The organism is Cohnella sp. GCM10020058 (assembly GCF_042683485.1).
Classification (GTDB): Bacteria; Bacillota; Bacilli; order Paenibacillales; family Paenibacillaceae; genus Cohnella.
Map to the genome: position 1 here is coordinate 412,361 of NZ_JBHUJV010000004.1, position 25,912 is coordinate 438,272.

The following is a 25,912-nucleotide window of genomic DNA, read 5'->3' on the forward strand; positions in this document are numbered from 1 at the left end:
AAACCTTGTCAACCTTAATGATGTAAAAAGTTAATGGGCTTGATTAAAAAAGGTTATGAAAAGGCAGAACGATAAATCAATTCTTTCATCCATAAAAAATACAATAAATATACATAATTAGAAAGGCGATGTATATTAAAATCATGAAGAAAAGGAGTGAGTGATCGAATGGCAAGCGTAACCGGACTGGAAGGCGTCGTGGCGGCGGAGACCGAGATCGGGCTCGTTGATGGCGAGCGCGGGCATCTCATATACAGAGGCTATTGGGCAAAGGACCTTGCGTTGAGCCGCGGCTTCGAGGAGACGGCGCACTTGCTGTGGTACGGCCGGCTGCCGGGCGAGCGGGAGCTGGCGGCGTTGAAGGGGCGCTTGGCCGCTGCGCGCATCCTGCCGGACGATCTGCGTCGCCTGCTGGACGCGCTGCCCGCGGGACTGCTTATGATGGGCGTCCTGCAGGCGGCCGCCGCCGCGCTGGCCGATGGGGCCGAGCCGGCATGGCCGCCGCGGGCGGATCAGGCGGAGCGAATGACGGCGCTGGTGCCAAGCGTCATCGCGTATCGGCATCGGCGTCTGCAAGGCCTCGAGCCCGTGGAGCCGGACGCGGAGCTGGACCACGCGGCCAATTACCTCTATATGCTGACGGGCCGCCGGCCCGAGCCTGATCATGCAAGGGCGCTGACCGCTTATTTGGTCCTCGGCATGGAGCACGGCATGAACGCGTCCACCTTCGCGGGCCGTGTCGCGCTGTCGACGCAGGCCGGCCTGTACCCCGCCGTCAGCGCGGCAATCGGCACGATGGGCGGGCCGCTGCATGGCGGCGCGCCGAGCGAAGTGATCGCCATGCTGGAGGCGATCGGCACGCTGGATCGCGCCGAGCCCTGGCTGCGCGACGTGCTGGAGCGGGGCGGCCGGCTGATGGGCTTCGGCCACCGCATCTACAAGACCGTCGACCCGCGTGCCGAGGCGCTGCGCGCAGTGACGCGCGGGTTGACCGGCGACGATCCGGCTTTCGCGCTCGCCCTGCACGTGGAAGAGACGGCGACGCGGCTGCTCGCCGAATACAAACCGGGCCGGCGGCTGCACACGAACGTCGAGTTTTTCGCCGCCGCCATCATGAAGGCGATCGCCCTGCCGACGGCGCTGTTCACGCCCACGTTCACGGCCGCGCGTGTCGTCGGCTGGACCGCGCACATGCTGGAGCAGGCCGGCCACAACCGTATCTTCCGGCCGCAGTCCGCCTACGTGGGCGAGATGCCGAGCGAGATAGCCGGAAAAACCGGTTAACGGAGCCGTCGGGACCTGTGAGGCCATTAGCAGCACGAAGTATGAACGTAGATCGATACATGGGCGCATGGCCCACAATAACGGCATGAAGTGTAAACGTAGATCGATACTTGAGATAGCGACCCGCACATATGGCGGTAAGAGTGGATGGTGATCCATACTTGAGGCCGGGAGACGCAATCGAGGCATACTGTGTGAGCGTAGATCGATACTTGAGCCGGTAGCCGCCAATCGGCACACAAACAAATAGACCGCCCCAACCTCTGGCGGCCTATTTGCTATTCCATTTACAACGTCGTGCTGCCGTCGTAAGAGGCGATGACGCGGTACAGCTCGGGCCGGCGGTCGCGGAAGATGCCCCACTCGATGCGCTGGACCTCAAGCTGGTCGAGGTCGAACTCGGCGGTCAGCACCGTTTCCTCGGTACGGCCGGCCTCCTTGATCATGTTGCCCTGCGGGCCGGCGATGAAGGAGGAGCCGTAGAAGTCGATGGACGAATCCTCGTCTTCCTCGCGCCCGATGCGGTTGGAGGCGATGACCGGCATCAGGTTGGAGGCGGCGTGGCCTCTCATGCACATTTGCCAGTGATCCTTGGAGTCGATCGAGCCGTCCTGCGGCTCCGAGCCGATCGCCGTCGGATAGAACAGCAGCTCGGCGCCCATAAGCGCCATGCAGCGCGCTGCCTCGGGGTACCATTGGTCCCAGCAGACGCCGACGCCGATTTTGGCATAACGCGTGTTCCAGACCTTGAAACCGGTGTCGCCGGGGTTGAAGTAGAACTTCTCCTCGTAACCCGGACCGTCCGGAATATGGCTCTTGCGATAGTGGCCGAGGATCGAGCCGTCCGCGTCGATGACTGCGAGCGAGTTGTAGCGGGCGTAATTTTTCTTCTCGTAAAAGCTGATCGGCAGCACGACCTGCAGCTCCTTGGCCACCGCCTTGAAATGGTTGACGGCCTTGTTATGCTCGAGCTCGGTCGCGTAGACGTAATAGTCCGACTTCTCTTTTTGACAGAAGTACGGCGTTTCGAACAGCTCCTGCAGCTGGATGATCTGCGCGCCTTGGGCCGCGGCCTCGCGCACGAGCTTGTCCGCTTTGGCGATGTTCTCGTCGATATCGCTGGAGCAGCTCATCTGGGTAGCCGCAACTTTGACTCTTCTCATCCGGAAATTCCTCCTTTGTATGCGATCTTTCGCAGGTCGGCAGAGATTAGTTGTCATAAGGCAGTTATTTATCGCCACGCGGCGAAAAAATCAAAAATAACGGTTAAAAAGCAGTTAATGGGCGAGAGAGAAGGTGACTTGCGTCCATTTTGGTGAATTAGATGCCTTTTAACACTTATCCCAACTGAAAAGCGGTTGCGAGACGAAATAGATGCTTTTTAACACTTATTGCAGCCGAAAAGGCTGGAACGTGCGAATGGGCAATGTGAGCTGATCAGCCCCGCGCCGGCATCTGCTGCGTCGTGCAGTGAACGTTGCCGCCTTCTTTGATGATCGCCATGCCGTCCACGGTGCGGATGCGGCGTTCAGGGAACGTCTCGGCCAGGATGCGCGCGGCTTCGCGGTCCGTCTCCTCCGCGGCGCCGCCGAATACCGGCAGAATGATGCCGCCGTTGACGAAGTAGAAGTTCAGGTAGCTCAGCGTCAGTCGGCTGTCCTCGAACGAGGCGAGCGGCGGCTGCGGGAGCTCGACGATCTCGAACTTGCGTCCCTTGGCGTCGGTCGCCTCGCGAAGGGTGCGCAGATTCTCCTGCGTGATCTCGTAATTTTCATCCGCAGGGTCGTAGCAGGTCTGGATAATCACCTTGCCCGGTGCCGCGAAGCAGGCGATGTTGTCCACGTGCCCGTCCGTCTCGTCGCCAGCGAGGCCGCGGTTCAGCCAGACGATCTTCTCGATGCCGACGTACTGCGCAAGCAGCTCCGCGATCCGCTCGCGGCCCAGCTCGGGATTACGGTTGACGTTCAGCAGGCACTCTTCGGTCGTGAGCAGCGTGCCTTCGCCGTCGACATGGATCGAACCGCCTTCCATCACGACAGGCGCGTCAAACCGGCGCACGCCCATGCGCTCGAGGATCTGCGGCGCGACCGCGTCGTCCAGATCCCAAGGCGCGTACTTGCCGCCCCAGGCATTGAAACGCCAGTTGACGCCGGCCAGCTCGCCGTCCTCGCCGACGAGGAAGGTCGGGCCGTTGTCCCGCAGCCAGGCATCGCTGTGCGCAATCGGGACAAGCTCGATATTGGGTGCGTCCAGGTGCTGCTTGGCCAGCGCCAGATCCGCTTCGTTGACGAGCACGCTGACGGGCTCGAACTCGGCGATCGCGAGGACGACCTGCGCGTAGCCGGCGCAGACGGATTCGTGGTCGTCCGGGTAGACCATAGAGTCCCGGACGGGCCAGGACATGAAGGTGCGTTCGTGCTGCGCCCATTCGGCGGGCATTTTATATTGGAGGTCTCGTGGGAACAAGAGATTCAGCTCGCTTTGCTAGGAATTGAACGGATACGGCTTAAGTTCTCCATCATCATATACGAATCGGGCCGCGATCTCAACGTGTTACGGCCAAGCCGGCGCCGTCCGGATTTGTTTACGCGCGCGCCGGTTGAGGTAAGTCATTGTTGGAACGGATCAATGCCGGATAACCATGCATCTACATATAATGGAGGCACCCGAATGGAACGCAATCATACGATCATGCAGTTTTTCGAATGGCACGTCAAAGCCGACGGCAAGCACTGGCGTCGCCTTGCCAAGCTCGCGCCGAAGCTGAAGGACCGCGGCATCGACGCCGTCTGGATTCCGCCGCCCACCAAGGCCGTATCGCCGGAGGATACGGGCTATGCGGTGTACGACTTGTACGACCTGGGTGAGTTCGATCAGAAGGGCGACATGCGCACGAAGTACGGCACGAAGGACGAGCTGCTCGAGGCGATTGCGGCCTGCCGGGAAGCGGGCATCGGCGTCTACGCAGATCTCGTCATGAACCATAAGGCGGGCGCCGACGGGACGGAGACGTTTCAGGTGGTCGAGGTGCAGGCGGACAACCGGCTGGAGGAGATTTCGGAGCCGTTCGACATCGAGGGGTGGACGAAGTTCGATTTTCCGGGGCGCGGGGATGTGTATTCATCGTTTAAATGGAATTTCGAGCACTTCAACGGCACCGACTGCGACGCGCGCGAGGACCGTCAGGGCGTTTACCGGATCGTAGGAGACGGCAAGCGCTGGAACGAAAACGTCGACGACGCGTTCGGCAATTACGACTATCTCATGTATGCAAACATCGACTACCACCATGCGGACGTGCGCCGGGAGATGATCGAATGGGGAAAGTGGCTCGCGGATACGCTGGATTGCGCCGGCTACCGGCTCGATGCGATCAAGCATATCGACCATACTTTCGTGCGGGAGTTTACCGAAGCGGTATACGCCGACCGGGGCGATGAATTTTTTATCGTCGGGGAGTTCTGGAACAGCGATCCGGGGGCCTGTCAGCAGTTTCTCGAGGACGTCGGCGGTCGCATCAGCCTGTTTGACGTGCGGCTGCACTACAATTTGCACGAGGCTTCCGAGAAAGGCGCCGATTATGATCTGACCAAGCTGTTCGACGACACGCTCGTTCAGACGAACCCGACCAACGCCGTCACCTTTGTCGACAATCACGATTCGCAGCCTGGCGAAGCGCTGGAGTCGTGGATCGCGGACTGGTTCAAGCAGAGTGCGTACGCGCTCGTGCTGCTGCGGGAAGGCGGCTATCCGTGCGTCTTTTACGGCGATTATTTTCACATCGGGGGAGACGAAGAGGAGATCGAAGGCAAGAAGCTGGCGATCGATCCGCTGCTCTACAGCCGCCATCACAAGGCGTACGGCGAGCAGGAGGACTACTTCGACGACCCGCAGCTGATCGGATGGGTGCGGCGCGGCGTTGCCGAGATCGAGCGCTCCGGCTGCGCGGTCGTCGTCTGCACGGGCGAAGGCGGAGAGAAAAAAATGTATGTCGGCGAGCATCGCGCAGGCGAGGCCTGGGTCGACTTCACGCAGACGCGGGAGGACAAGGTCGTTATCGGAGAGGACGGATTCGGCAGCTTCCCGGTAAACGGCGGCAGCGTGTCGGTATGGGCTTTGCCCGATCCGGTATGAGGCGGGAGCTTCTTGCATCCGTGCGTTAGCACTCGCGCCTTGGCGGCGTTGCGACAGACGCGTCCCCGAGGCGCGTCTTCGAAGCGTTGACAAAGGGTATGCATTGCGTTAACCTCTAGATAGTTAATGGTTTAACTAGTTTGGAGACGATCCCATGGACGACTTGCAGAAGTACGCGTTGGAGCAGCCGCCCGGCGTACATGCGTTTTTTGCCTTGGTGGAGACGACGGCCGATCTGATCGCCGCATCCGAGCGCTATTGGCAGTCGCATGACTTGAACGGCGCCCGTATCCGCATTCTCGTCGAGATCGCCAAGGCCGGCGGCTCGCTGCTCCCCTCCGCGCTGGCCGAGCGCATCGGCGTAACCAAGGCGAACATCAGCGTGCTGCTCGTACCGCTGGCGAGCGAAGACCTCGTGCGGATCGACGACGATCCGAACGACGGGCGCAAGCGCAGGGTGACACTCGCTGCTGCGGGCGAACGGCTGCTGCGGGATAAGCTTCCCGGCAATCGGGAAGTCATCGGGCGGCGGATGGACAGGCTGAGCGAGGCCGAGACCCGCCAACTGCTCGACCTGCTCGCTAAGCTCAGGGAATAAGCGGGAGCTGCCCCGCTCTACGAGGGCAATCCCGCAGTTCGTCTGCGCATTTAGTTAAATGTTTAACTATATGGAAGCTGGGAGCGTGTTGTAAGATGAAAATCGTATTAACCGGAGCGACGGGGCACCTGGGATCGTTAGTGCTGAGCGAGCTGCTAAGGCGCACGCCTGCCGAGCGCATCGCGATCGTGACGCGAAGGCCCGCGGAATTTCAACACAATAGCGGCGTCGAGGTCCGGTACGGGGATTATGACGATGCGTCGTCGCTGCCCGAGGCGTTCAGGGGAGCGGCTCGCCTGCTGTTCGTCTCCTCGCCGCAGCGGGACGAGGAAGCGCGTCTTCGGCAGCATCGGGCGGTGGTTGCCGCGGCCAAGGAAGCGGGCGCGGGGCGAATTGTCTATACGGGCATCGCCTATGCGGAAAAGGGACGTTTGCCGCTGCACCGGCTGCATCTGGATACCGAGCGGTTGATCAGAGAATCGGGACTGCGCTATACGATTCTCCGCAACGCCTTCTACATGGAGCTTGTCGAGATGCTCGGATGGCGGGCGGCGCTTGCCGGCGGCGTGCTGCTCAGCCCGCCCGGGACATGGAGGTTCAACACGGCGGCGCGAGAAGATCTGGCCGCTGCAGCGGCCGTCGTCCTCGCGGAGGACGATCATCGGGACCGGGTTTATGAGTTGACGGCCTCCCGGTCCTGGGACCTGAAGGAGCTCGCCCGCGCGTTGTCCGAGCTGTCGGGCAAACGGATCGAGCACCGGACGGACCCGGCGATGAACGGCGGCGCCTACGCGATGCTTCCTTTTTCCGATACGGCTTCCGTCTCTCCCGATCTGGAAGCGCTGATCGGCGCCAGGCCGCTCGGCGTGAAGGAGTGGCTCGCAGACCGGATGCCTTGAGGCGCGGGCGAAAGACGGGCCAAAACCTTGCGTCCCTTTCTGGCCGGGGGGCGGCGATTCGTGGACAGGCGCGCTTTCGATGGGCGGAGCTTTTCAGATGGACAACGACCGGCCGACCCATCGGAACGGCTGTCGGATGAGCCATCGATAGGCGCTTTGCACGAATCAAGTTTCATACACCCGCCAAATCTAAAAACAACCTTCAGGGAAGATCGCAGATCTCCCTTAAGGTTGTTTTTGCTAAGCATGACCGAATGATGCGGCCGCTAACGCTAGAAGGTGCCGCGGCCGTCGAACGTGCCTTTGTCGAAATCCATCAGGTTGGTCTCCTCTACGCGTCCGTCCGCACCCGTGCTATAGTACTCGACTGTGTGCGTATCCGCAGCGTAAATTTCGAACGGCCCCGCATATTCAGTCCAGGCGCCTCCGTTGATCCGGTATCGCGTCGTCAGCGTCTCTCCTTCGTTGCCGGCAGCACGCAGCGTGACCTTGAAGCCTTTGACATAAGGATTACCCTTGGCTGTCACCGCGTTAATCGGGTCAAAATGGTACCGGGTCATTACGTCCGCGCTGTCCGGGTCAGGGTCCGGATTGGTGGGGCCGCCCGACTGTTCGGGCACGTACTTGGACAGCACCGTACGGGCCGATAGCGTGACCGTCTCTAGCTGCGCATCGCGCGAACCCCCGACAGTATAACGGGTCACCCGAATATCGGATAAGTGCACGATCAAGTAAGTGCGGCTCTGTCCAGCGCTTTCCGTTTGAAAATACGCATACCCGTCCGCGATATGCTTGCCGCCGGTCAACGTCTGCAGCAACGGCAGCGACGCCGCATCCAGCGGCTTGGTGATTACGATATCCCGGTAGACGGGCTTGCCCGGCAAGTTGTTACCGCTTGCCGTCAGCGGCGCGTCCATGCCGAATCTGAAGCTTGCCGGGACGATGGCGTCTTGAATATTCAGCGCCGTGCTGGCGTATTCGCCCTTGATGCCGTCTAGCTTGAGCAGAATGCGAGGCGCTGCGCCCGCCGCATCGGCAGCGTTTGCGGCAGGCGGGAAAGCGGAGAGCAGCAGGATGCCTGCGATCAAAGCGGTCAGCAGGCCTTTTTTGAGCAATCTGGCGAACACATCGATCTACTCCTTTGTCGGGCGAGGCCCGAGGCTGGCCGGCGTCCGTCGCCGGTCGCCGGTTCAGCTGTCCAGCAGCAAGCTCCGCTGGTAGAAGTCGTCCTTCGGTGCAAACGACCATACGCCGCCGTCGTCCATCGTGTCGCTGATGGGCAGCACTTCAAGCGCAGGCGTACGCCAGGGGAGCTTCGATTCGGGGTTCCGCACGGGATTCATGACAATTCAGCTCCTTCGTTCGGGTTAGCCGGCTTTGTTTTTGGACAGATCGTATTCGAACGTTTGCGCCGGCAGCGATTCGCCCTTGGAGCCGACTGCCTGGTATGTAAATGTCAGTTTTTTAGCTGCGAGCGTGAAGGATTCCGATAATTTGGCGCTTCCTTCATTGGTGGCGTATGTGTCGGACGTGACGAAGATGTTTTCCAACTTGATCGTCAGGTAAGGCTTTTTGCTTTCGGTGTTGGCGTTATAGAAGGAGATCGTGCCGCTTTTAATCGTTTTGCCGGAAGCCAGGCTCGCCAGCAGCGACAGGGAGGCTGAATCCTGGAGCTTTGTAAACGAGAATTCTTGGAAGGCAGGCTTGCCGGACCCCGATCCGCTGCCGGCGGATGCGGATCCTGGATTGATAGCGCCAAACGCAATGCTGGTGATGTCGATGGCGCCCTTTCCGACTTCTAGCGTGCTCTCGCCTTTGATGCCGTCCAGCGTCAGCAGGATGTAGCTGCCGCCGGTTGCGGCCGAAGCGGATAAGGGAGCGAAGATAGCGAAGATCAGACTGGCAATAAGCAGGATGGCGGATCTGGGCAACAAACGTGCGAACAAATCAATCAACTCCTCAGTTATGATACAAACTGTATCGATAGTATCATAGAAAAGATTCGCTGCCTAGAGGGGCCGTAAAATAATAGGCGCGCGGCGCCGTAGCGGCCGCCGCGCGTCTTAGCGTCCGGCTTCCGAAGCCCGGGCGTAGGCATCGGGCGTCTGACCGACGACCGACTTGAAGTCTCTTATGAAGTGCGCTTGATCATAGTAACCCAGATCCGCTGCGAGCGCCGACCAGTCCGCAGCGCCGCCCTGTCGGATCCGCTCAGCCGCCTCCTGAAGCCGGAAGCGCTGAAGAATCCACTTGGGCGATACGCCGATATAGCGGTCGAGCAGACGTTGGAGCGAACGCACGCTCAGTCCGTAGCGATTCGCCATATCCTCGACGTAAACCATGCTGCGGTCGCCCGCCGCATCCGCCACGATCTGCGCGGCCAGCTCGGCGGTCTCGTCCCGCTCCGGGCAAAGCTCGAGCAGGAAGCGCTCCATGATCCCGAGCCGTTCCTCGGGCTCGCACGCTTCCGGCAGCTGCCGCGCCAGCGCTTCGCCGGCCGGTCCGAAGAGCTCGCCGACGCCGACGGTGCGCCCGGTCAGGCGTGAAGCGGGCTGCCGCCAGAAAGGGTAGAAGCCGCCGGGCTTGAACTTGACGCTGAAGCATTCGCCGCATCCGGTCAGCGTGCGGGTAAAGGTGCTGCGCGGCACGCCGTATACGCCGGCGGACCAGGTGCCGTCCTCGCATTCCAGCGTCAGGTTGACGCTTGGATAAGAGAGGACGGTCTGGCTGAACGGCGCCTCCCCGGCGAGATCGTAGGAGAGCGTCCAGAACTTCTCGATCCACTGCGACAGCGCCGCCGAGGGCTCGTACTGCTTCAGATCGAATTTGCGGACGGCTTCTAGCGGCTTGAGTATCGCTTTATCCAAGGGACGCTCGATCGGCTGCACGGCTTATGACCTCCAGGTGCTGTCGCGTTTGTCCAATACAAACGGCAGGCATTCTTTTACAATCGATACTAGCAGTCTGCGATAAACATCGCAATTCAACGCTACGACAATCCATAGAAGCGAGGGAACGATGATGGAAGATTTGAAGTATACGATTTATATTGGCGGCAAACCGGAGCAGGTATGGGAGGCGCTTGTCTCGCCCGAAGGGACGCGCGCGATCTTTTTCGGCAGCGTGCTGCAGTCGACCTTCGAGGTCGGCGCGCCCTACGCATACGTTGGACCGGGCAACGATGGCGACGAGACCGTTCACGTGTACGGGACGGTGCTGGCGTACGAGCCGCACAGCCTCATGAGTTATACGGAGCACCCGGGGCCGTCTTACCGGGACAATCACGCCGAGCTCGAGACGCGCGTCACCATGACGCTGGAGCCGGTCGGCGGCAGCACGAAGGTGACGTTCGTTAACGACCGCTGGCCCGAGGGGCATCCCTCCTACGAGAGCACGCAGCAGAGCTGGCCGATCATCCTGAGCAACATCAAGTCTTATGTGGAGACGGGCAAGACGCTGGATCTGGGCTGGTAAAAGGAAGGGCGATGCGGCGGGGGCAGGCTGTAGAGTAGATTCGAGATAGGATGACATAAGCACGCCGACGTGCGCGCTGGCCGCCCACCAAGGGTCCGTCCGGGGAATTTTCCCGGCGGGCTTTTTTATTTTGAGAAGCAAACGCCCGGCGCTCACATCCGGCACAGTCCGCATGGATCCTCCACGATACGGACAAGGGGGCCGTTGAACGAATAGCCGGCGGTAGTGCCCTTTTGCGCTTATCGGCGCAGTCTGGCGTGTAGGGGCGTTTGCGATAATGCCTTTTTGCGCTTATCGGCACCTTTCGGAGCGCCCCGGTGGCGGCGATAATGCCTTTTTGCGCTTATCGGCACATTTCAGAGCGCCGCGGTTGCGGCGTTAGTGTCCTTTTGCGCTTATCGGCACCTCTCAGAGCGTCCAGGTGGCGACGTTAGTGCCATTTTGTTCTTATCTGCATGGAGATGCGCGGTTTTACCGTGTAACTCTGCACCCGGATGGTTTTTAGGCGAAAATAACGGATGCTGTGTCCGAAACTTGGCTAGATGATCAATGAAGGGGAAAATAGCGGAACTCCGGTCCGTGCAGGATCGTGCGAGCATCCATTATAGTCAAGAACTATTTACATTATAAACTATATATATTTAAACAATAACAAAACTCGGCTTATGATTAAGGAACCAAATGAAGCGCCCGGCCCGCCGGGCAAGGAGCCGAGAAGCCATGCCATATTTCCATACATTCGCGAACGTCAGCATCCCCATCCTGATCGCTTGCTGCCTGGGCTACTTGTATCAAAAGTACAAAGCCCCCGACTCTCGCCTGCTGGCCGATCTCAGTCTGTTCGCCCTCTCGCCTTGCCTCATCGTGTCGGCTCTTGCGAGCAGCGATCTGAAGACCGGCACGCTGGGCACGGTGGCGATCTATACGCTCTTGCAGACGGCGCTCTGCTGGGCCGCGGCCGCCGCGGCCGGGAGGCTGCTGCGGATGAGCGAGCCCTCGAAGCGCGCGCTGGAGCTGACGACGATTTTTTCCAACTCTAACAACTACGGCCTGCCGCTGCTGCTGCTCGCCTTCGGCACGCAAGGCTTCGCGATCGGGGTGACCAACGTCGTGACGCATGTCATCCTGGTGAATACGCTGGGCTTCTACCTGGCGGCGCGCGCATCCTTTAAGCCGAAGCAGGCGTTCCGCCAGATCGTGAAAACGCCGCTCGTCTATGCGGCCGCCGTCGGCATCGCGCTATTTCTGTTCAAGGTGCGCCTGCCGGAGAGTCTTTCGTCGGGCCTTGAGCTGGTAGGCGGCGCATATCCGGCCGTTGTGCTGCTCCTCCTCGGCATGCAGCTTCGCAAGACGGATTGGCGCCGCAGCCTGCGCCCGGAGATCTGGATCTCGCTCGGCATGCGCATCCTAATCGTGCCGCTGCTGTCGTACGCCGCGATCGCGATGCTTGGCCTGCACGGCCTGACTGCCGCAGTGCTGTTCGTTCAATCCTCGATGCCGGCGGCGATCAATTCGCTCGTTCTCATGGAGCGGTACGGCGGGGACAAAGAGCTCGTCGCGATGAACGTCGCCTTTTCGACCGCCGCGAGCTTCCTGTATTTGCCGCTGCTGGTCCACTTGGCCGCTTCTTTGTAGCGCGGCTTGCGCACAGACTGAAGACCGGGCCTCTTCCAACGCTCGGTCTGCGCCGGCGGTATTCGGCTCCGCGGCCTCTCTTCCGTCACTCAGTCTGCGCTGGCGGCACGCGGCTCCGCGGTCTCTTCCGCCGTTCAGCCAGCGTCTGCGGCATTCGATGCCGACGCCTCTGCGCCGCCGGGCTTGCGCCAGCGCATCGCCCATTTCTCCATCTCGGCGAGCGTCGCCTGGAAGTCCATGCCCTTGTCCGTCAGGCTGTACTCGACCGTTACGGGCACCGTCGGATAGACCTCCCGCCGTACGATGCCGGCTTGCTCCAGATGACGGAGCGTATCCGTGAGCGACTGCGTGCCTACGATGGCGACGTCGCGCTGCAGGCGATTGAATCGTTTGGGGCCTTTGCAGAGCTCCGCGATGACGACAAAGGACCACTTGGCCCCCAGCACCTGTAGCGCCTCGCAGATCGGCTTATCCTCGTCCTTCTCGCGTTCGGACATCATGCTCGCCTCCTGTTTCGCAAAACGCTTTATTTTTAATAGTAGGTCCGTTTAGAGAGATTACCTCCAAACGATTTGCGTTCTTACTTAAATATAGTAGCCCGCTTATACTGTCGCTACAAGGGCCGCGCGGCTCAGCGACAATGATAAGAGGTGGTTAAAATGAATCGCACGATTGTTTATATGCTCACGCTGGGCACATTCTTGACGGGCTTCGCCGAACTGGCCGTCGTCGGCATCCTGCCGATCATCTCCCGGGATGCCGGGATCAGCATCGCCCAGGCGGGCCAGCTCGTCACCGCCTTTTCCATGGGGTTCGCCGTCGGTACGCCGCTCTTCGTCTCGCTGACGCAGCGGTTCTCGCGCCGCAGGCTTCTTGCTGCCGCGCTCCTCGTGTTCGCTGCGGGCAGCCTGCTCTCCTACTTCAGCGAAGGCTACGCGGCAATGCTCGCGCTGCGCGCCCTGATCGGCGCGGCCGCAGGCGTCTATCTGACGACGGCGCTCGGCACGCTTCCCAAGCTCGTGCCGGCCGGCCAGCTCGGACGCGCCATGAGCACCGTCATGATGGCGTTCAGCGCCGCGTCTGTGCTTGGCGCGCCAATCGGCATCGCCCTGGCTAACGGATGGTCCTGGCGAAGCATGTACTTGCTGCTCGGCGCAGGCGCGCTGCTCGCGATGACAGGGATCCTGCGCAAGCTGCCCGAGATAGAAGGCGACGTCCCCGTCGGCTTCGGCCGCCAGTTCGCCGTGCTGCGCCGGCCCGCGCTTGCGGCGGGGCTGCTGATGTCTCTGCTGTTCTCGTCGGGCATCGCCTTGCTGAACACGTACTTCGTACCTTTTCTGCAGGACGTCCTTGGGTTGAACTTGTCGTACACGGGGATGACGATGCTGCTGCTCGGCTTGGCCGGTACGCTTGCCACGCGCTTCGGCGGCGGGGCGGCCGACAGACGCGGTCCTCCGGCGGTTATCGTGCGGAGTCTGGCCGCAATGGCGTTGGCCTTGGCTTTGATGCCCTTCGCGACATATATCTTCGCCTCCGCCGCAGGCGGCCTCGCGGCGGGCCTTGCCGTCTCTGCGGCTTGGATGCTGGCCTATTCCGTGGCGATTCCGGCGATCCAGACCTACTTCGTCCGGATCGCGCCCGAATCGACGAATATCGTGCTCGGGCTCAACACGTCGCTCCTGCACCTTGGCGTCGCGATCGGATCCTTGGCCGGCGGCCTGCTCGCCGACGTGTCGTCCACGGTCCGCTATCATCCCTGGGCGGCACTTGCGTTCGGCCTGCTCTCGCTGTCGGCGGGGTTGGCGTCCTTCGCCAAGGGCGGCAGAGCCGATTCACCGAAGAACGGAAGCGGCCGGTTCGCGTCCGAGTAACGATAAAATAGGCGGAACCGCGGCCGTGCCGCAGTCCCGCCTTCTTATGTTAAGCCCGCAGCGTCTTAAGCCCGCAGCGTCTTAAGCCCGCAGCGTTTTAAGCCCGCAGCGTCTTGAGCGCACCGCTCCAAGCAACGACCTGGCTCAGCATGTTGTTCACGGAAGCCTCCTGCTTGGGGCCGGGCTTCAGAACGCTGAAGTTTTCGAAGTCGTGGAAGAGAGACAAAGAAACCTGCGCCTGAACGTCCGCCATCTTCAGCTCGCCTGCGATCTGGCGAAGATGCTCGACCGCCCGGGAGCCGCCGGCGCTGCCGTAGCCGACGAAGCCTGCGGCCTTGTCGTTCCACTCGTGGTATAGGTAATCGATCGCGTTCTTCAGCGCGCTCGACGTCGAGTGATTGTATTCGGGCGTGACGAACACGAAGCCGTCGAAGCCCTTGATCCGCTCGGACCAGGCGAGCGTGTGCGCGTGCTTGTAGTTGCCCATGACGGGAGGGATCGGCTCGTCGTACAGGGGCAGGGCGTAGTCGGCGATGTCCACGAGCTCGAACGACGCGTCGTCCCGATTCGCGGCGATCTCGTATACCCACTTGGCGACGTCCTCGGCTTTGCGCCCGGGGCGCGTGCTTCCGATGATGATGGCGATCTTGGTCATGTATGATTCCTCCAGCCGAGATATGTAGGAGCCGGCTTCCGCGTTCTGGATGCGTTGCTGCTATGGGGATGCGGCGGACCGGACGTGCCTCGAATGTATCGTAGCCCAGAAGGGGCGTTCGGGCAAGCGTCCGGGCGACGGCGGCCTAAGGCTTGCAGGCAATCAGTTTTCCGCGAAAACGATTTCGACTTGGTCGCGCTGCGCATGCAGCTTCCAGTACGACTCCGCGATCCGGTCCGGATCGTAGAACGTGCCCTTGGACACATAGCCGGCGATGGTGACGGTGCCTACGTAAATGCCCTGCGGCGCAAGTTCTTCTGCCAATGCGAACGCGAGCGAGCGGACGCCCGCCTTGCCGATGGACAGCGAGGCGTAGGCCGGATTCGGAGAGAGCGCGAGGCCGCCGCCCGTGATGAGGATCGTCCCGTGCTTGCGCGCGACGAACGACGGCACGACTTGCTTGACGCTCGTCAGCGCGCCCACGACGTTAACCTTGAAGTCGTCGATCAACTGCTGTTCGTCCAGGTTCGACACCGCCGACCTTGTGATCGCGGCCGCGTTGTAGAGCAGCGCGCTCGGCTCCCCGAAGCTCGCGCGGATCCGGCCGAACGCTTCCTCGACGGAAGCGGGGACGGACGCATCCGCCTCGACAGGGAACGTGTCAATGCCTTGCCCGGTCAATTCTTCCGCCAACGCTTCAAGAGAGGCCTTTCGACGCGCGATCAGCGCAACCTTGAAGCCTTCCGAACCGAACTTCCTGGCGACGGAGGCGCTAACGCCTGCCCCCGCCCCGACGACGACCAACAACGGCTTGCTCATGACATCCGCTCCTTCGTTTTTTATATACACTATCATTCCGACTGGAATTATACAATATAAAAAATGGAATTTTGTGTATGTCCGCCTATTTCCGCAAAAGACAAAAAGGCCCACGCTCACGCGCCGGGCCGTTGATAAAACGGTTATATGCCGGGTCTCGAATAGATCTTCCGTTTGTGAAACGAGATTGAACGGTATTTGCCTGCGAGCTTGCGCAGCCGCGCCGGAGACAACGAAGAAAACGAAGTATGCAGGCTTTTGTTCAGCGCTGACTTCATGACGATGCCGCGAGGATTGCGGCCGTGCAGGAAGTTGCCGTACGTCTCGAACTCGGAAAAACCGAATTGCCTGGTCTTATCGATGCTGCCGATGATCGCTTTGTACCAGCGTTTGCCGAGGCGCTTCTCGATTTTCCCCTTGAGCTGCCTGACCTTCGCCTTATCGAACAGCATGTAGTGCGTGACGAAGGAGCGCGGGGCGGAAGCTTTGACACCCAGGAGCTTGCGGTACGTGCGGAAGTAATCGCCCTGGCTCCAGCTCCGGCAGTAGAAGACCGGCCGGCCGCCGGTCACGAACCGGTGAGGCCGGATCAGCACGGTGTCCGCATCCGCCACGAGATAGTGGCCCGCCGCGCCCAGCTTGCTGCCCGCGAGCTTAAGCAGCTGCTGATAGAGCCAGCCCGCGCGATTCCAGCGCTTCGTGCCGTAGCGAATATCCTTTTTGCCGATCGGCAGCACCGTCCGCTCGTCGACGAACTTGCAGCCTTTTCTCCGGCAGAGCGCCCGGATTCGCTTGCTGTTCGGCGAGACGATCATAAAGCTGGCGATGGGATGCTTGACCTGCTTGCGGATGCCGTCGATCACGTGGGGCAGGGTGCCCAGATCCTTTTCGATCGCGGGGATCAGCACGTCGATGCGGGGACCCGTCTTTCCTGCGCCTGATTTGGCTGAAGCCATGTCGCTCGCCGCTCCTTTCCGCTCACGGAGGCCGTTTGCCGGCATTTTTGGTCCATGTGATACAGCGTATGAAGCTAATCGTCATTGGCTTGGGCCGGCGACTGGAAAATCACTTTGCAAGCATTGATAATAAGATAAGGAGAGGTTGACGGGAAAGGGTGCGCGCCTGTGGACGACTTGCGGATCAAGACAAGCTCGGGATGGTTGGAAGGGCAGGCGGAGAACGGCGCGAGATCGTGGAAGGGAATTCCGTACGCGAGGCCGCCGGCCGGAGAGCGGCGATTCGCGGCGCCCGAACGGGCGGCGGCCTGGGAAGGCGTCCGGCCGGCCAAAGCGTTCGGTCCGCCGTGTCTTCAGCCTGGCGGGCCCGCGGAGAAGTACGGTCTTTCTGCGGACACGCCGCCGGCTAGCGAGGATTGTCTTTACTTAAATATATGGGCGCCCGCCAAACGAACCAAAAAGCCGCTGCCCGTCATGTTCTGGATTCACGGCGGCGCGTTCGTTACCGGCACCGGCGCTGATTCGGCCTGCGACGGCGCGAGCCTCGCCCGCCAAGGCGTGATCGCCGTTACGGTCAATTACCGGCTCGGTCCCTTTGGATTTCTGCATCTCGCGCCGCTCGGAGAAGGCTTCGTCTCTAATGCCGGGCTGCTTGACCAGATCGCCGCGCTGTCCTGGATCCGCTCCGAGATTGCCGCGTTCGGCGGGGACCCGGCACAGGTAACCGTATTCGGCGAGTCTGCGGGCGCGATGAGCATCGCCGCGATGCTTGCGATGCCGGACGCGAAGGGATTGTTCGCGCGGGCGATCCTGCAGAGCGGCGCGGCGCAGACGCTGCCGGCGGAGCAGGCCGAGCAGGTGACGGCGGGCATCCTGCTGCTGCTCGGCATCGAACGGTCCGACGCGCATCTGCTGAAGGAGCTTCCCGCGTCGACCATTATGCAGGCTGCCGAGGAGATGGGACGGATGCTGGGCGGCGGTCCGGCGATGCTCTTCCAGCCGGTCGTCGAGGCGGCCACGCTGCCGGTCGAGCCGCTCGAGGCGATCCGATCGGGCGCGGCGGGCGGCGTGGCGCTGCTCGTCGGCACGAACAGGGACGAAGGCGAATACTTCATCCGCCCCGGGTCTGCGCCCGTGCCCCTGGAGGGCGCGATTCGCGGCGTCGAGCTCATGACGGACATTGCCGACGCCGCATCGCTCGTGCGTTCGTATCCGCATACGGCACAAGGGCAGGCGGATATTATGACGGATCTTTTTTTCTGGCGCGCTGCGCTGCGTCTCGCGCACGCACAGACGGGGCATGCGCCTGTATGGATGTACCGGTTCGATTGGACTTCGGCTGTTCATCCCTCGCTGGCGCGGGCTGTGCATATGCGGGAGATCGTTTTTGTCTTCGGCAATCTGCAGGTACTGGAGCGGCAGTTGGGCGCGACGCTGGGTCCGGACGCGCGCCGGCTGACCTTGGAGATGCAGGCTGCATGGCTTGCATTTGCGAAGACGGGTTCGCCGGACACGGCGAAGTTGGCATGGCCTCCTTATGGGGAGCCGGAGCGGATGACAATGATCTTCGGCGCGGCCGAGGTGCCGGAGGCCGTATCGGATCCGGCTGCGGGCAAGCGCGCGATGCTTGGTTTGTAGCGAGGATGAGCTTAGGTGGGGATCGTCTTAGTCTAGCGGGAATTGAACTTAATTAAGAGGGAGGAGATCGGAATAATGAAGAAAAATCGTTTGGGCGGTTCAGAACTGTACGTGAGCGAGATCGGCCTCGGCTGCATGTCGCTGGGCACGGAGGAGACGAAGGCGACGGCCTTGCTCGGCGAGGCGCTCGACCGGGGCGTCACGCTGCTGGATACGGCGGACCTTTATGACGGCGGACGCAACGAGGAGCTGGTGGGCAAGGCGATCCGGGGCCGGCGGGAGCAGGTCGTGGTGGCGACCAAGGTCGGCAACCGGCGCATTCCCGGGCAGGACGGCTGGACATGGGACGCCTCCAGGGCATATATTCTGTCGGCGGTCCGGGACAGCCTGAAGCGGCTCGGCACCGATTATATCGACCTGTACCAGCTGCACGGCGGCACGCTGGACGATCCGATCGACGAGACGATCGAGGCGTTCGAGCAGTTGAAGCGCGAAGGCGTCATCCGGGCGTACGGCATCTCCTCGATCCGTCCCAACGTAATACGCGAGTATGTCGCGCGCTCGGGAATCGCGAGCGTCATGAACCAGTACAGCATCGTCGACCGCCGGGCCGAAGAGACGGTGCTGCCGCTCCTGGCGGAAAAGGGGATCAGCGTCATCGCGCGAGGACCCGTAGCGAGCGGGGCGCTGGCGGACGGACGCGAGCCGGCGAAGGGCGTGCTCGAATACGAGCTGGACGAGCTGGTCGCGCTGCGCGGCGAGCTGCAGCAGTTGACGTCCCCGGCTCGCAGCCTCTCGCAGCTCGCGATCCGCTACTCGCTCGGGCACCCGACGGTCGCCGCGGCGATCCCGGGAGCAAGCAGCCGCGAGCAGCTGCTGCAGAATCTTGCGGCCGCAGAGGTGCCGCCGCTCTCCGACGCGGAGCTTGAGGCGATCCGCGGCGCGAGCAAGGCGAGCCGCTATGCGCTGCATCGCTGACCCCGGCGTGAAGCTGCGGACTGCCGCTTGCGGTATAGCCGTGCCGCTCGGCCGATTTGCGGCGGCAAGTCGCCGCCGCGCTCCAAAGAAACGCCTCCGATGCGGATAGCATGGTTTTAAAGCGTAATGCAGATCTTCCCGAAGTACGATTCCGTTTTCAAGCGCCGAAGCGCGTCGACCGCCTCGGCGAACGGGAATACGCGATCGATGGCCGGACGGAGCCCGTTATGGGCGATCGCACGGTTCATCGATTCGAACATCGCGCGGCTCCCGACGTTTATCGCTTGCAGCCTCGCCTTTTTTAAAATGGCGGGGACGATCGCGAAATCTTCGACGGCCGCGCCGGACAGCAAGCCGACGATGCTGATCCTGCCTCCGACCCTCAGCGCCGCTACCGAACGGTTCAGCGTTGCCGCGCCGCCCACGTCGACGATATGGTCCGCGCCGCGTCCTTGCGTATAGGCCAGCACCGCGTTTTCCCAATCCGCTTTTTCCGTATAATGAATGCCGTGATCGGCGCCCATCGCCAGCGCGCGTTCAAGCTTTTCGCCGCTGCCGGAGGTGACGATGACCTGCGCGCCCTTAAGCTTGGCGAATTGCAGCGCGAACATGGAGACGCCTCCCGTGCCCTGCACGACGACCGTGTCGCCGGCGCGTACCTGTCCTTCCTCGACGACGGCATGCCAGGCGGTGACGGCCGCGCACGGCAATGTCGCGGCTTCCGCGTCGCTCAGATGATCGGGGACGCGGACGAGCCCTTCCTGCGGCAGCACCGCATACTCGGCCAGAAGGCCGTCCAGCGGACTGCCCAGCGTCGACGTCCAGTTCGCCCGCGTCGGCTCGCCGTCGATCCAGCTCTGCGTGAAGATGCCGCAGACGCGGTCGCCAAGCTTGAACCGGGCCGCCCCTTCGCCCAAGGCGACGATCTCGCCGACGCCGTCGGATACGGGAATCAGGCCTTCGGTGCGTTCGGGATTGTAGAAGCCCTCGATGACGCCGATATCGCGGGAATTCAAGGACAAGGCCTTGAGCCGGACGAGCGCCTGGCCCGGACCCGGCTCGGGAATCGGACGGTCGACCTGAACGACATGATCGAGGCCGAAGCCGCCTCGGACGACATATGCTTTCATAAATGCCACACTCCTTGAGATGGGAATAGACATACCATAATTGATTTACTAAAATTAAGTAAGAAGGCACTTTGACGTGGCATGCGAACCTCAAGGTGCGTAAAGGAGGCAGCGGCGTGAGAGAACCCGATATCTCGATCGTGGAATGCAGCTACAGGCGGGTGCTGGAGATCGTCTCGAACAAATGGACGGCGCTCGTCATCTACGCCCTGGAAGACGGAACGATCCGGTATGGCTCGATCAAGAGCCGGATCGCGGACATTTCGCAGAAAATGTTGACCCAGACGCTGAAGCAGCTGGAGCGCGACGGCCTTGTGGTTCGAAAAGTAACGCCTGTCGTCCCGCCCGTCGTGGAATACGCGCTGACGCCGCTCGGTATGACGCTTCTTCCCTTTTTGCGGATGTTGAAGGAATGGTCTTCGGCACATTATGCGTCTGTAAGCGAGGCGCGGGAAGCGTACGATGCCGTGCACCAAGACGCCTCGCACGGCTGACGAACAGGCTGCGTCTGCGTAAAAAAGGCCGGAATGCCTCGTCGGGCTTCCGGCCTATGTGCGTTGCAGCATGGGCATCCATCGGGCTGCGATCCTTGCGGTCCGCCTAAGCCTTCCCGAACAGCCGCCGGTACTCCGTCGGCGTAACGCCCTCATGCTCGCTAAATCGCTTGTTAAAGTAACTCGCGCTCGGATACCCGGCATCCTCCGCGATACGCCCGACGGGCAGCGTCGGGTGCTCGAGCAGCCACTGCTTGGCCGCCTGCAGCCGGCAGCGGGTGACGAAGTCCATGGGCGAGAAGCCCATCGCCTGCCGGAACAGCTTGCAAAAATAATGACGGCTCACGCCCGCGCGCGCCGCCCAATCTTCGAGAATGAAAGGCGCGCAAGACTCCCGCTGCATGTCGGGCAGCAGATCCAGAATGCGGCGATCGGATCCCGCCGATTTGACGTCGGAGACGGGGACGGCCTGCTGAACGAACTCCGAAAAGAGGGCGTAGGTCAGCATGGACAGGCGCACCGGACGCAGCAGCTGATGCGCCTCCGCTTCCCCGAGGAGCGCCAAGTGCGCGGCTTCCCAGGCTTCCCGCTGCCGGAGGGACCAGACCGCGGACTGATGAAAGCCGAGTCGCACCAGATAATCGCGCAGCTCCTCCCCGTAAAAGTGAACCCACCGCACATCCCATGGCTCGTCCTCGCTGCTGTAGTAGCGCTGTCGCTGCAGCGGAAAATACAGCACGGCATCGCCGGCCCGCAGTTCGTGCACGCCCGTCTCGGTCTCCGCGTAGCCTTTGCCTGCCGCGACATAATGGATGTTGAAATTGTTGAGCACGCCGGCTTCCCGCAGCACGGAATGGTCGGGAAAATCGCGGTAGGCGCCCACCGATTCAGGCATGACGAGATACGGGCTTCCGGCTAGCGTCAGCAGATGCGCTTGTCTTCTCACAGTCTTTCTCCCTCTGTGACAATATTGTTTTAATGATGGTCAATAAGCTGTCATTTTCATTTTATTTAGTTGTTATTATACTGACAATATCTTATCAATCAAGCATGAGCAAGGAGGCTGCGGTCAAATGGAACGCAAGTTGAGATGGGGCATTCTCGGGTGCGCGGGCATCGCGGTTCGCGCGGTTATTCCCGGTCTGCAGCAGTCGGAGCGGAACGTCGTGGCGGCCATCGCGAGCCGGGATGCGGACAAGGCGAAGGAGACGGCGGAGCGACTCGGGATCGAGCGCGCTTACGGCAGCTACGAGGCGCTGCTCGCGGATGATACGATCGACGCGGTCTACGTGCCTCTGCCGAATCATCTGCATCTGCCTTGGACGATTCGGGCCGCCGAAGCGGGCAAGCATGTGCTGTGCGAAAAGCCGATCGCGCTTGATGCCGCGGAGGCAGCGCGCATGGTCGAATTTTGCCGGGAAAAGGGCGTACATCTAGCGGAGGCGTTCATGTACCGCCATCACCCGCGCTATCGGTTGATCCGGCAAATGGTCGAATCCGGCGAGATCGGCGAAGTAAGGGGGATTCACGGCACGTTTACCTTCAACAACGCGGCGAACCATACGAACATCCGCTACCGGCGCGACTGGGGCGGCGGGTCGGTGTACGATGTCGGCTGCTATCCGATCAGCGCGGCGCGGCTCATTCTCGGGCAGGAGCCGGAGGCGGCTACGGCGCACGCTTTCTTTTCGCCCGAGCACGACGGCGTCGATATGATGGCATCCGGGCTGGTCGAGTTCGCGGGCGGCGTGGCGCTGACCTTCGACTGCGGCATGTGGGCGTCCTCGCGCAATACGCTCGAGGTGCTGGGCACCAAGGCGAGCATTGAGGTGCCGTCGGCTTTCGTCGCTGGACCGGACGGCGGCTACAACTTCTTCGTCGTTTCGAAAGACGGCAGAAGAGAGGTCGAGGTGCCGCGCGGCAACCAATATGCGCTGCAAGGCGACGAATTTGCAAGAACGGTACTCGACGGCGAGGCGTCGGCGTTCGGACCGGAGGATGCAGTAAGCAACATGAAGGTCATCGACGCGGTGCTGCGGTCGGCATCCGAGCGCGCGCGCATCGTCATTTAATCGAAGGAGGCTGCACGCATGGAATACATCGACATTCCGGGATCGCGCTTGCCCGTATCCCGCCTGATCAAAGGGACCGATTACTTTTACCATCACTCGTACGAACTGGCGGCGACCAATATGGACGCCTATCTGGCGCTCGGCGGCAACGCCGTCGACAGCGCGCATATCTACTGCGGCGGGCAGAGCGAAGAAGTGCTCGGCCGGTATATGGAGGAGAGCGGCAACCGGGACAAGATCGTAATCCTGACCAAGGGCGCGCACCATAACAAGGACGGCCCGCGCGTGAACAAGCAGGCGATCGCCGACGATCTGAGCGTGAGTCTCGAGCGGCTGCGGACGGATCACATCGAGCTGTACGCGCTGCATCGCGACGATCCCGATGTACATGTCGGCGTCATCGTCGAAGCGTTGAACGCCCATATCGAATCCGGCGCGATCGGGGCGATCGGCGGATCCAACTGGACGTGGCAGCGGCTGCAGGAGGCCAACGAGTATGCAGCGGCGCACGGCCTCGTCGGCTTCACGTTCAGCAGCCCGAACCTGAGCCTCGCGAAGGCCAAAGAGCCGTACTGGAAGGACGCGGTCTCGGCTGATCAACCGACCATCGATTGGCACGAGAAGCATCAGCTTCCGCTGCTCTCGTGGTCGTCGCAGGCGCGCGGCTTCTTCACGGGGCGTTTCTCCCCGGATGACCGGAGCGACGCCGACCTGGTGCGCGTGTTCTACAACGACGATAACTGGGAGCGTCTCGCGCGCGCCGAGCGGCTTGCCGCGGACAAAGGCGTGACCGCGATTCAGATCGCCCTCGCTTACGTGCTGAACCAGCCGTTTCCCGCCTGCGCGCTCATCGGCGCCCGCAACGCCGAGGAGCTCCGCTCCTGCGATGAAGCGATGCGTCTCGTATTGACGAGAGAAGAGATGGAGTGGCTCGATCTGAAGCGGGCGACGGTCTGACGCTGGCGAGTGTAAAAGTGTTGGAACAGAGCGATTTACCGAGCATCCGGGCGGATGCTCGGTTTTTCGTGAGAGAATAAGAATGTGCCACATCGCTATTTCGCCAAAAATCCCCGTCCCCCGCCGAATAAGAATGTGCCACATCGCTATTCCGCCAAAAAGCCCCGTCCCCCGCCGAATAAGAAAGTGCCACATCGCTATTCCGCCGCAAAGCCCCGTTCCCCCGCCGAATAAGAAAGTGCCACATCGCTATTCCTCCACGTCTCACGCTCCAACAACTTCAGCCATTCCCGCAATTCAAAGCAACCGCTTACGCCCTTTCGCCGTATGTACTCCTACACACATATGGGAGGGGATTGCGCATGGAAGTCTTTCAAGGCGGCAATACGCAAAGGGCGTACCAGATGCCGAAGCTGCCCAAGCGAACGTGGCGGCTCATCGTTTTAGGCATCGCAGCGGTCATCGTAGTCTGGATCGGCTCGACGACGTTTTACACGGTACAGGAGCAGGAGCAGGCGGCGATCCTGACGTTTGGCAAGTATACGGCGACGCAGGAGAAGTCGGGCTTGCACTTCAAGCTGCCGTCGCCGATCCAGCGGGTCGTGAAGGTGCCGGCGAACTTGACGCAGAAGCTGCACATCGGTTATCGCGAGGACAGCGGCGGCAAGGTGTCGCCGGTCGAGTCCGAGGCGCTCATGATTACGGGCGACGAGAACATCGTGTCCGCGGACGCCGTCATCGAGTGGAAGGTGGCTAATATACGCGACTATTTGTACAACATCGACGATCCGGAACAGTTCCTCAGGAACTCGGCCAGCGCGGCGATCCGGTCGGTCATGGGTGCGACCAAGCTGGATTACGCGATTACGGAAGGCAAGACGGTCATCCAGACCGACGTCAAAAAGAAGCTAGAGGAGATCCAGGAGAAGTACGGCACGGGCATCCAGATCATCGACCTGAAGTTCCAGGACATCGAGCCGCCCGAGGGCCAGGTCCAGACGGCATTCAAGGAAGTCACCAACGCGCGCGAGGAGAAGAACACGAAGATCAACCAGGCGCAAAAGTACGTGAACGACCGGCTGCCCAAGGCACGGGGCGAGGCGCAGGCGCTTATCGAGCAGGCCGAGGCGCAGAAGAAGTCGCGGATCCTGAACGCGCAGGGCGACGTGGCGCAATTTAATGCCGTTTACAATGAATATGCTAAAAATCCGGAAGTCACCGCCGACCGTCTCGTGCTCGAGACGCTCGAGCAGATTCTGCCGAACGCCAAGGTCATCGTGACCGACGGGAGCGGAGACACAGTGAACTACCTGCCGCTGGACAGTTTCCTCAAGAATAGCGGCGCGAAGGCGACTACTCCGAGCGGTACGACGACACAGCCTAATGCAGCCCAGGGAGGTGCCGGACAATGAATACCCGCAAATGGATCCTGACCGGCGCAGGCGCGCTATTGCTCATCATCCTCCTCTCCGGATCCATGTTCGTCGTCGGCGAGGGACAGTACAAGGTCGTGCTCAAATTCGGCGAGGCGACGCGCATCCATCAGTCCCCCGGCATTCATTTTAAAATCCCGTTCATCGAATCCGTGCGCACGCTCCCCAAGTACCAGCGCATCTACGACAGCCAGCCGACGACGATCCTGACCAAGGACAAGAAGCCGATCATCGTCGACAACTATTCGGTCTGGCGCATTGACGACCCGCATCGCTTCCTGCGGTCGCTGCAGACCGTATCGGCTGCGGAGGGACGGATCGGCGACGCCGTCTACAACGCGGTGCGGCGCAAGCTGTCCGAGATCGAATACGGCAGCATCATCAGCGAGACGACGGCGCGGGGCGACATCAACGACGAGATCACCCAGATCGTCCGGGACGTCGCGGAGAACCAGAGCTACGGCATCGAGATCATCGACGTGCGCATCAAGAAGACGGACCTGCCCGACGAGAACAAGCAGAGCGTGTACAACCGCATGATCTCGGATCGCCAGTCGATCGCGGCCGGCTACCTGTCCGAGGGCGACGAGCAGTCGCGCAAGGTGACGTCCAACGCGGACCGTCAGGCGCAGGAGCTGATCGCACAGGCCGAGGCGGACGCCAAGAAGATCGTGGCCGAGGGCGAGAAGGAAGCGGCCCGCATCTACAACGAGGCGTACGGCAAGGATCCGAAATTCTACAAGCTGTACCGCACGCTGCAAAGCTACACGACGACGTTCAAGGGCGAACCGGTCATCATGCTGCCTGCGGATTCGCCGTATACGCGAATTCTGCTGGGAGAGCGGTAGAAGCGAGACTCGAGGTAAGGCCTTCTAGCATCCGGGT

General features: G+C 61.4%; 26 protein-coding genes. 14 read left to right on the top strand and 12 right to left on the bottom strand.

Features of this window, described 5'->3' with window-relative positions; genetic code table 11:
- Positions 1 to 168: 168 nt before the first annotated feature.
- Positions 169 to 1,284: a citrate synthase gene (locus tag ACFSR7_RS08175; protein ID WP_378160563.1), complete on the top strand. Its 1,116-nt coding sequence runs from the start codon at positions 169 to 171 to the stop codon at positions 1,282 to 1,284.
- A 287-nt stretch (positions 1,285 to 1,571) separates the two neighbouring features.
- On the opposite strand, the gene aguB is transcribed toward ACFSR7_RS08175, so the two are convergent.
- On the bottom strand, positions 1,572 to 2,447 hold the full coding sequence (gene aguB, locus ACFSR7_RS08180; RefSeq protein WP_378160394.1) for an N-carbamoylputrescine amidase: 876 nt from the start codon (positions 2,445 to 2,447) through the stop codon (positions 1,572 to 1,574).
- A 274-nt stretch (positions 2,448 to 2,721) separates the two neighbouring features.
- Positions 2,722 to 3,723: an agmatine deiminase family protein gene (locus tag ACFSR7_RS08185; protein ID WP_378160396.1), complete on the bottom strand. Its 1,002-nt coding sequence runs from the start codon at positions 3,721 to 3,723 to the stop codon at positions 2,722 to 2,724.
- Between the two features lie 231 nt (positions 3,724 to 3,954).
- On the opposite strand from ACFSR7_RS08185, the gene ACFSR7_RS08190 reads away from it, so the two are divergent.
- The 3 genes from ACFSR7_RS08190 (at position 3,955) to ACFSR7_RS08200 (ending at position 6,915) form a co-directional block, all read left to right on the top strand.
- Positions 3,955 to 5,418 carry an alpha-amylase gene (locus ACFSR7_RS08190; protein WP_378160397.1) on the top strand — a complete coding sequence of 488 codons (1,464 nt, stop codon included), beginning with the start codon at positions 3,955 to 3,957 and terminating at the stop codon, positions 5,416 to 5,418.
- 154 nt (positions 5,419 to 5,572) lie between these two features.
- Positions 5,573 to 6,016, top strand: coding sequence for a MarR family winged helix-turn-helix transcriptional regulator (locus ACFSR7_RS08195; protein ID WP_378160399.1), 444 nt, complete (start codon positions 5,573 to 5,575; stop codon positions 6,014 to 6,016).
- A 95-nt stretch (positions 6,017 to 6,111) separates the two neighbouring features.
- Complete coding sequence (locus tag ACFSR7_RS08200; RefSeq protein WP_378160401.1) at positions 6,112 to 6,915, top strand: NmrA family NAD(P)-binding protein; 804 nt, start codon at positions 6,112 to 6,114, stop codon at positions 6,913 to 6,915.
- Between the two features lie 272 nt (positions 6,916 to 7,187).
- On the opposite strand, the gene ACFSR7_RS08205 is transcribed toward ACFSR7_RS08200, so the two are convergent.
- The 4 genes from ACFSR7_RS08205 to ACFSR7_RS08220 form a co-directional block, all read right to left on the bottom strand.
- Positions 7,188 to 8,042: a type VI secretion system tube protein Hcp gene (locus ACFSR7_RS08205; protein WP_378160403.1), complete on the bottom strand. Its 855-nt coding sequence runs from the start codon at positions 8,040 to 8,042 to the stop codon at positions 7,188 to 7,190.
- 63 nt (positions 8,043 to 8,105) lie between these two features.
- A complete protein-coding gene (locus tag ACFSR7_RS08210) occupies positions 8,106 to 8,258 on the bottom strand; it encodes a hypothetical protein (RefSeq protein WP_378160405.1) in 153 nt (50 codons plus the stop codon).
- A 24-nt stretch (positions 8,259 to 8,282) separates the two neighbouring features.
- Positions 8,283 to 8,861, bottom strand: coding sequence for an Hcp family type VI secretion system effector (locus ACFSR7_RS08215; protein WP_378160406.1), 579 nt, complete (start codon positions 8,859 to 8,861; stop codon positions 8,283 to 8,285).
- 117 nt (positions 8,862 to 8,978) lie between these two features.
- Positions 8,979 to 9,803: a DUF6597 domain-containing transcriptional factor gene (locus ACFSR7_RS08220; RefSeq protein ID WP_378160408.1), complete on the bottom strand. Its 825-nt coding sequence runs from the start codon at positions 9,801 to 9,803 to the stop codon at positions 8,979 to 8,981.
- Between the two features lie 133 nt (positions 9,804 to 9,936).
- On the opposite strand from ACFSR7_RS08220, the gene ACFSR7_RS08225 reads away from it, so the two are divergent.
- Together ACFSR7_RS08225 and ACFSR7_RS08230 are read left to right on the top strand one after the other, a co-directional pair.
- Positions 9,937 to 10,389, top strand: coding sequence for an SRPBCC family protein (locus ACFSR7_RS08225; protein ID WP_378160565.1), 453 nt, complete (start codon positions 9,937 to 9,939; stop codon positions 10,387 to 10,389).
- 720 nt (positions 10,390 to 11,109) lie between these two features.
- Positions 11,110 to 12,024: an AEC family transporter gene (locus tag ACFSR7_RS08230; RefSeq protein ID WP_378160410.1), complete on the top strand. Its 915-nt coding sequence runs from the start codon at positions 11,110 to 11,112 to the stop codon at positions 12,022 to 12,024.
- 134 nt (positions 12,025 to 12,158) lie between these two features.
- Here the strand turns inward: ACFSR7_RS08230 and ACFSR7_RS08235 are convergent, their stop codons facing one another.
- Positions 12,159 to 12,524, bottom strand: a complete 366-nt coding sequence (locus ACFSR7_RS08235; protein WP_378160412.1) for a winged helix-turn-helix transcriptional regulator — start codon at positions 12,522 to 12,524, stop codon at positions 12,159 to 12,161.
- Positions 12,525 to 12,683: 159 nt separating this feature from the next.
- On the opposite strand from ACFSR7_RS08235, the gene ACFSR7_RS08240 reads away from it, so the two are divergent.
- The gene (locus ACFSR7_RS08240) at positions 12,684 to 13,895 is read left to right on the top strand and encodes an MFS transporter (protein ID WP_378160414.1); all 1,212 of its coding nucleotides are present in this window, start codon (positions 12,684 to 12,686) and stop codon (positions 13,893 to 13,895) included.
- 97 nt (positions 13,896 to 13,992) lie between these two features.
- Here ACFSR7_RS08240 and ACFSR7_RS08245 read toward each other — a convergent pair whose 3' ends face one another.
- The 3 genes from ACFSR7_RS08245 to ACFSR7_RS08255 form a co-directional block, all read right to left on the bottom strand.
- On the bottom strand, positions 13,993 to 14,550 hold the full coding sequence (locus ACFSR7_RS08245) for an NADPH-dependent FMN reductase (protein ID WP_378160416.1): 558 nt from the start codon (positions 14,548 to 14,550) through the stop codon (positions 13,993 to 13,995).
- A 162-nt stretch (positions 14,551 to 14,712) separates the two neighbouring features.
- Positions 14,713 to 15,369, bottom strand: coding sequence for an SDR family NAD(P)-dependent oxidoreductase (locus ACFSR7_RS08250; RefSeq protein ID WP_378160418.1), 657 nt, complete (start codon positions 15,367 to 15,369; stop codon positions 14,713 to 14,715).
- Between the two features lie 143 nt (positions 15,370 to 15,512).
- On the bottom strand, positions 15,513 to 16,325 hold the full coding sequence (locus tag ACFSR7_RS08255; protein WP_378160420.1) for a DUF6492 family protein: 813 nt from the start codon (positions 16,323 to 16,325) through the stop codon (positions 15,513 to 15,515).
- Positions 16,326 to 16,493: 168 nt separating this feature from the next.
- Between ACFSR7_RS08255 and ACFSR7_RS08260 the strand changes: the two genes are divergently transcribed.
- Both ACFSR7_RS08260 and ACFSR7_RS08265 read left to right on the top strand, forming a co-directional pair.
- Positions 16,494 to 17,963 (top strand): carboxylesterase/lipase family protein, encoded by a 1,470-nt coding sequence (locus ACFSR7_RS08260; RefSeq protein WP_378160422.1) that lies wholly within the window; start codon positions 16,494 to 16,496, stop codon positions 17,961 to 17,963.
- A 75-nt stretch (positions 17,964 to 18,038) separates the two neighbouring features.
- Positions 18,039 to 18,941, top strand: a complete 903-nt coding sequence (locus tag ACFSR7_RS08265) for an aldo/keto reductase (RefSeq protein ID WP_378160426.1) — start codon at positions 18,039 to 18,041, stop codon at positions 18,939 to 18,941.
- A gap of 116 nt (positions 18,942 to 19,057) precedes the next feature.
- Here the strand turns inward: ACFSR7_RS08265 and ACFSR7_RS08270 are convergent, their stop codons facing one another.
- Positions 19,058 to 20,071 (bottom strand): zinc-dependent alcohol dehydrogenase family protein, encoded by a 1,014-nt coding sequence (locus ACFSR7_RS08270; protein WP_378160429.1) that lies wholly within the window; start codon positions 20,069 to 20,071, stop codon positions 19,058 to 19,060.
- 116 nt (positions 20,072 to 20,187) lie between these two features.
- On the opposite strand from ACFSR7_RS08270, the gene ACFSR7_RS08275 reads away from it, so the two are divergent.
- Positions 20,188 to 20,565: a winged helix-turn-helix transcriptional regulator gene (locus tag ACFSR7_RS08275; protein WP_378160431.1), complete on the top strand. Its 378-nt coding sequence runs from the start codon at positions 20,188 to 20,190 to the stop codon at positions 20,563 to 20,565.
- Positions 20,566 to 20,671: 106 nt separating this feature from the next.
- Here the strand turns inward: ACFSR7_RS08275 and ACFSR7_RS08280 are convergent, their stop codons facing one another.
- Positions 20,672 to 21,511, bottom strand: a complete 840-nt coding sequence (locus ACFSR7_RS08280; protein WP_378160433.1) for a helix-turn-helix transcriptional regulator — start codon at positions 21,509 to 21,511, stop codon at positions 20,672 to 20,674.
- Positions 21,512 to 21,638: 127 nt separating this feature from the next.
- On the opposite strand from ACFSR7_RS08280, the gene ACFSR7_RS08285 reads away from it, so the two are divergent.
- The 4 genes from ACFSR7_RS08285 to hflC all read left to right on the top strand — a co-directional run bounded on the left by ACFSR7_RS08285 (position 21,639) and on the right by hflC (position 25,875).
- Complete coding sequence (locus tag ACFSR7_RS08285; RefSeq protein WP_378160435.1) at positions 21,639 to 22,637, top strand: Gfo/Idh/MocA family protein; 999 nt, start codon at positions 21,639 to 21,641, stop codon at positions 22,635 to 22,637.
- An 18-nt stretch (positions 22,638 to 22,655) separates the two neighbouring features.
- A complete protein-coding gene (locus ACFSR7_RS08290; protein WP_378160437.1) occupies positions 22,656 to 23,594 on the top strand; it encodes an aldo/keto reductase in 939 nt (312 codons plus the stop codon).
- Positions 23,595 to 23,956: 362 nt separating this feature from the next.
- Entirely contained in the window at positions 23,957 to 25,006 is a 1,050-nt protein-coding gene (hflK, locus tag ACFSR7_RS08295) for an FtsH protease activity modulator HflK (RefSeq protein WP_378160439.1), read from the top strand.
- Positions 25,003 to 25,875 (top strand): protease modulator HflC, encoded by an 873-nt coding sequence (gene hflC, locus ACFSR7_RS08300; protein WP_378160441.1) that lies wholly within the window; start codon positions 25,003 to 25,005, stop codon positions 25,873 to 25,875. The genes hflK and hflC overlap by 4 nt, the downstream gene beginning before the upstream one ends.
- Positions 25,876 to 25,912: the final 37 nt, after the last annotated feature.

Bases quoted from the DNA above. Each gene is read 5' to 3' on its own strand.
- ACFSR7_RS08200 (WP_378160401.1), top strand. From the start codon at position 6,112: ATGAAAATCGTATTAACCGGAGCGACGGGGCACCTGGGATCGTTAGTG.
- ACFSR7_RS08195 (WP_378160399.1), top strand. From the start codon at position 5,573: ATGGACGACTTGCAGAAGTACGCGTTGGAGCAGCCGCCCGGCGTACAT.
- ACFSR7_RS08235 (WP_378160412.1), bottom strand. From the start codon at position 12,524: ATGATGTCCGAACGCGAGAAGGACGAGGATAAGCCGATCTGCGAGGCG.
- ACFSR7_RS08210 (WP_378160405.1), bottom strand. From the start codon at position 8,258: ATGAATCCCGTGCGGAACCCCGAATCGAAGCTCCCCTGGCGTACGCCT.
- ACFSR7_RS08185 (WP_378160396.1), bottom strand. From the start codon at position 3,723: ATGCCCGCCGAATGGGCGCAGCACGAACGCACCTTCATGTCCTGGCCC.
- ACFSR7_RS08290 (WP_378160437.1), top strand. From the start codon at position 22,656: ATGGAATACATCGACATTCCGGGATCGCGCTTGCCCGTATCCCGCCTG.
- ACFSR7_RS08250 (WP_378160418.1), bottom strand. From the start codon at position 15,369: ATGAGCAAGCCGTTGTTGGTCGTCGTCGGGGCGGGGGCAGGCGTTAGC.
- ACFSR7_RS08240 (WP_378160414.1), top strand. From the start codon at position 12,684: ATGAATCGCACGATTGTTTATATGCTCACGCTGGGCACATTCTTGACG.
- ACFSR7_RS08245 (WP_378160416.1), bottom strand. From the start codon at position 14,550: ATGACCAAGATCGCCATCATCATCGGAAGCACGCGCCCCGGGCGCAAA.
- ACFSR7_RS08255 (WP_378160420.1), bottom strand. From the start codon at position 16,325: ATGGCTTCAGCCAAATCAGGCGCAGGAAAGACGGGTCCCCGCATCGAC.
- ACFSR7_RS08225 (WP_378160565.1), top strand. From the start codon at position 9,937: ATGGAAGATTTGAAGTATACGATTTATATTGGCGGCAAACCGGAGCAG.
- ACFSR7_RS08175 (WP_378160563.1), top strand. From the start codon at position 169: ATGGCAAGCGTAACCGGACTGGAAGGCGTCGTGGCGGCGGAGACCGAG.
- ACFSR7_RS08230 (WP_378160410.1), top strand. From the start codon at position 11,110: ATGCCATATTTCCATACATTCGCGAACGTCAGCATCCCCATCCTGATC.
- hflK (WP_378160439.1), top strand. From the start codon at position 23,957: ATGGAAGTCTTTCAAGGCGGCAATACGCAAAGGGCGTACCAGATGCCG.
- hflC (WP_378160441.1), top strand. From the start codon at position 25,003: ATGAATACCCGCAAATGGATCCTGACCGGCGCAGGCGCGCTATTGCTC.
- ACFSR7_RS08265 (WP_378160426.1), top strand. From the start codon at position 18,039: ATGAAGAAAAATCGTTTGGGCGGTTCAGAACTGTACGTGAGCGAGATC.
- ACFSR7_RS08285 (WP_378160435.1), top strand. From the start codon at position 21,639: ATGGAACGCAAGTTGAGATGGGGCATTCTCGGGTGCGCGGGCATCGCG.
- ACFSR7_RS08270 (WP_378160429.1), bottom strand. From the start codon at position 20,071: ATGAAAGCATATGTCGTCCGAGGCGGCTTCGGCCTCGATCATGTCGTT.
- aguB (WP_378160394.1), bottom strand. From the start codon at position 2,447: ATGAGAAGAGTCAAAGTTGCGGCTACCCAGATGAGCTGCTCCAGCGAT.
- ACFSR7_RS08190 (WP_378160397.1), top strand. From the start codon at position 3,955: ATGGAACGCAATCATACGATCATGCAGTTTTTCGAATGGCACGTCAAA.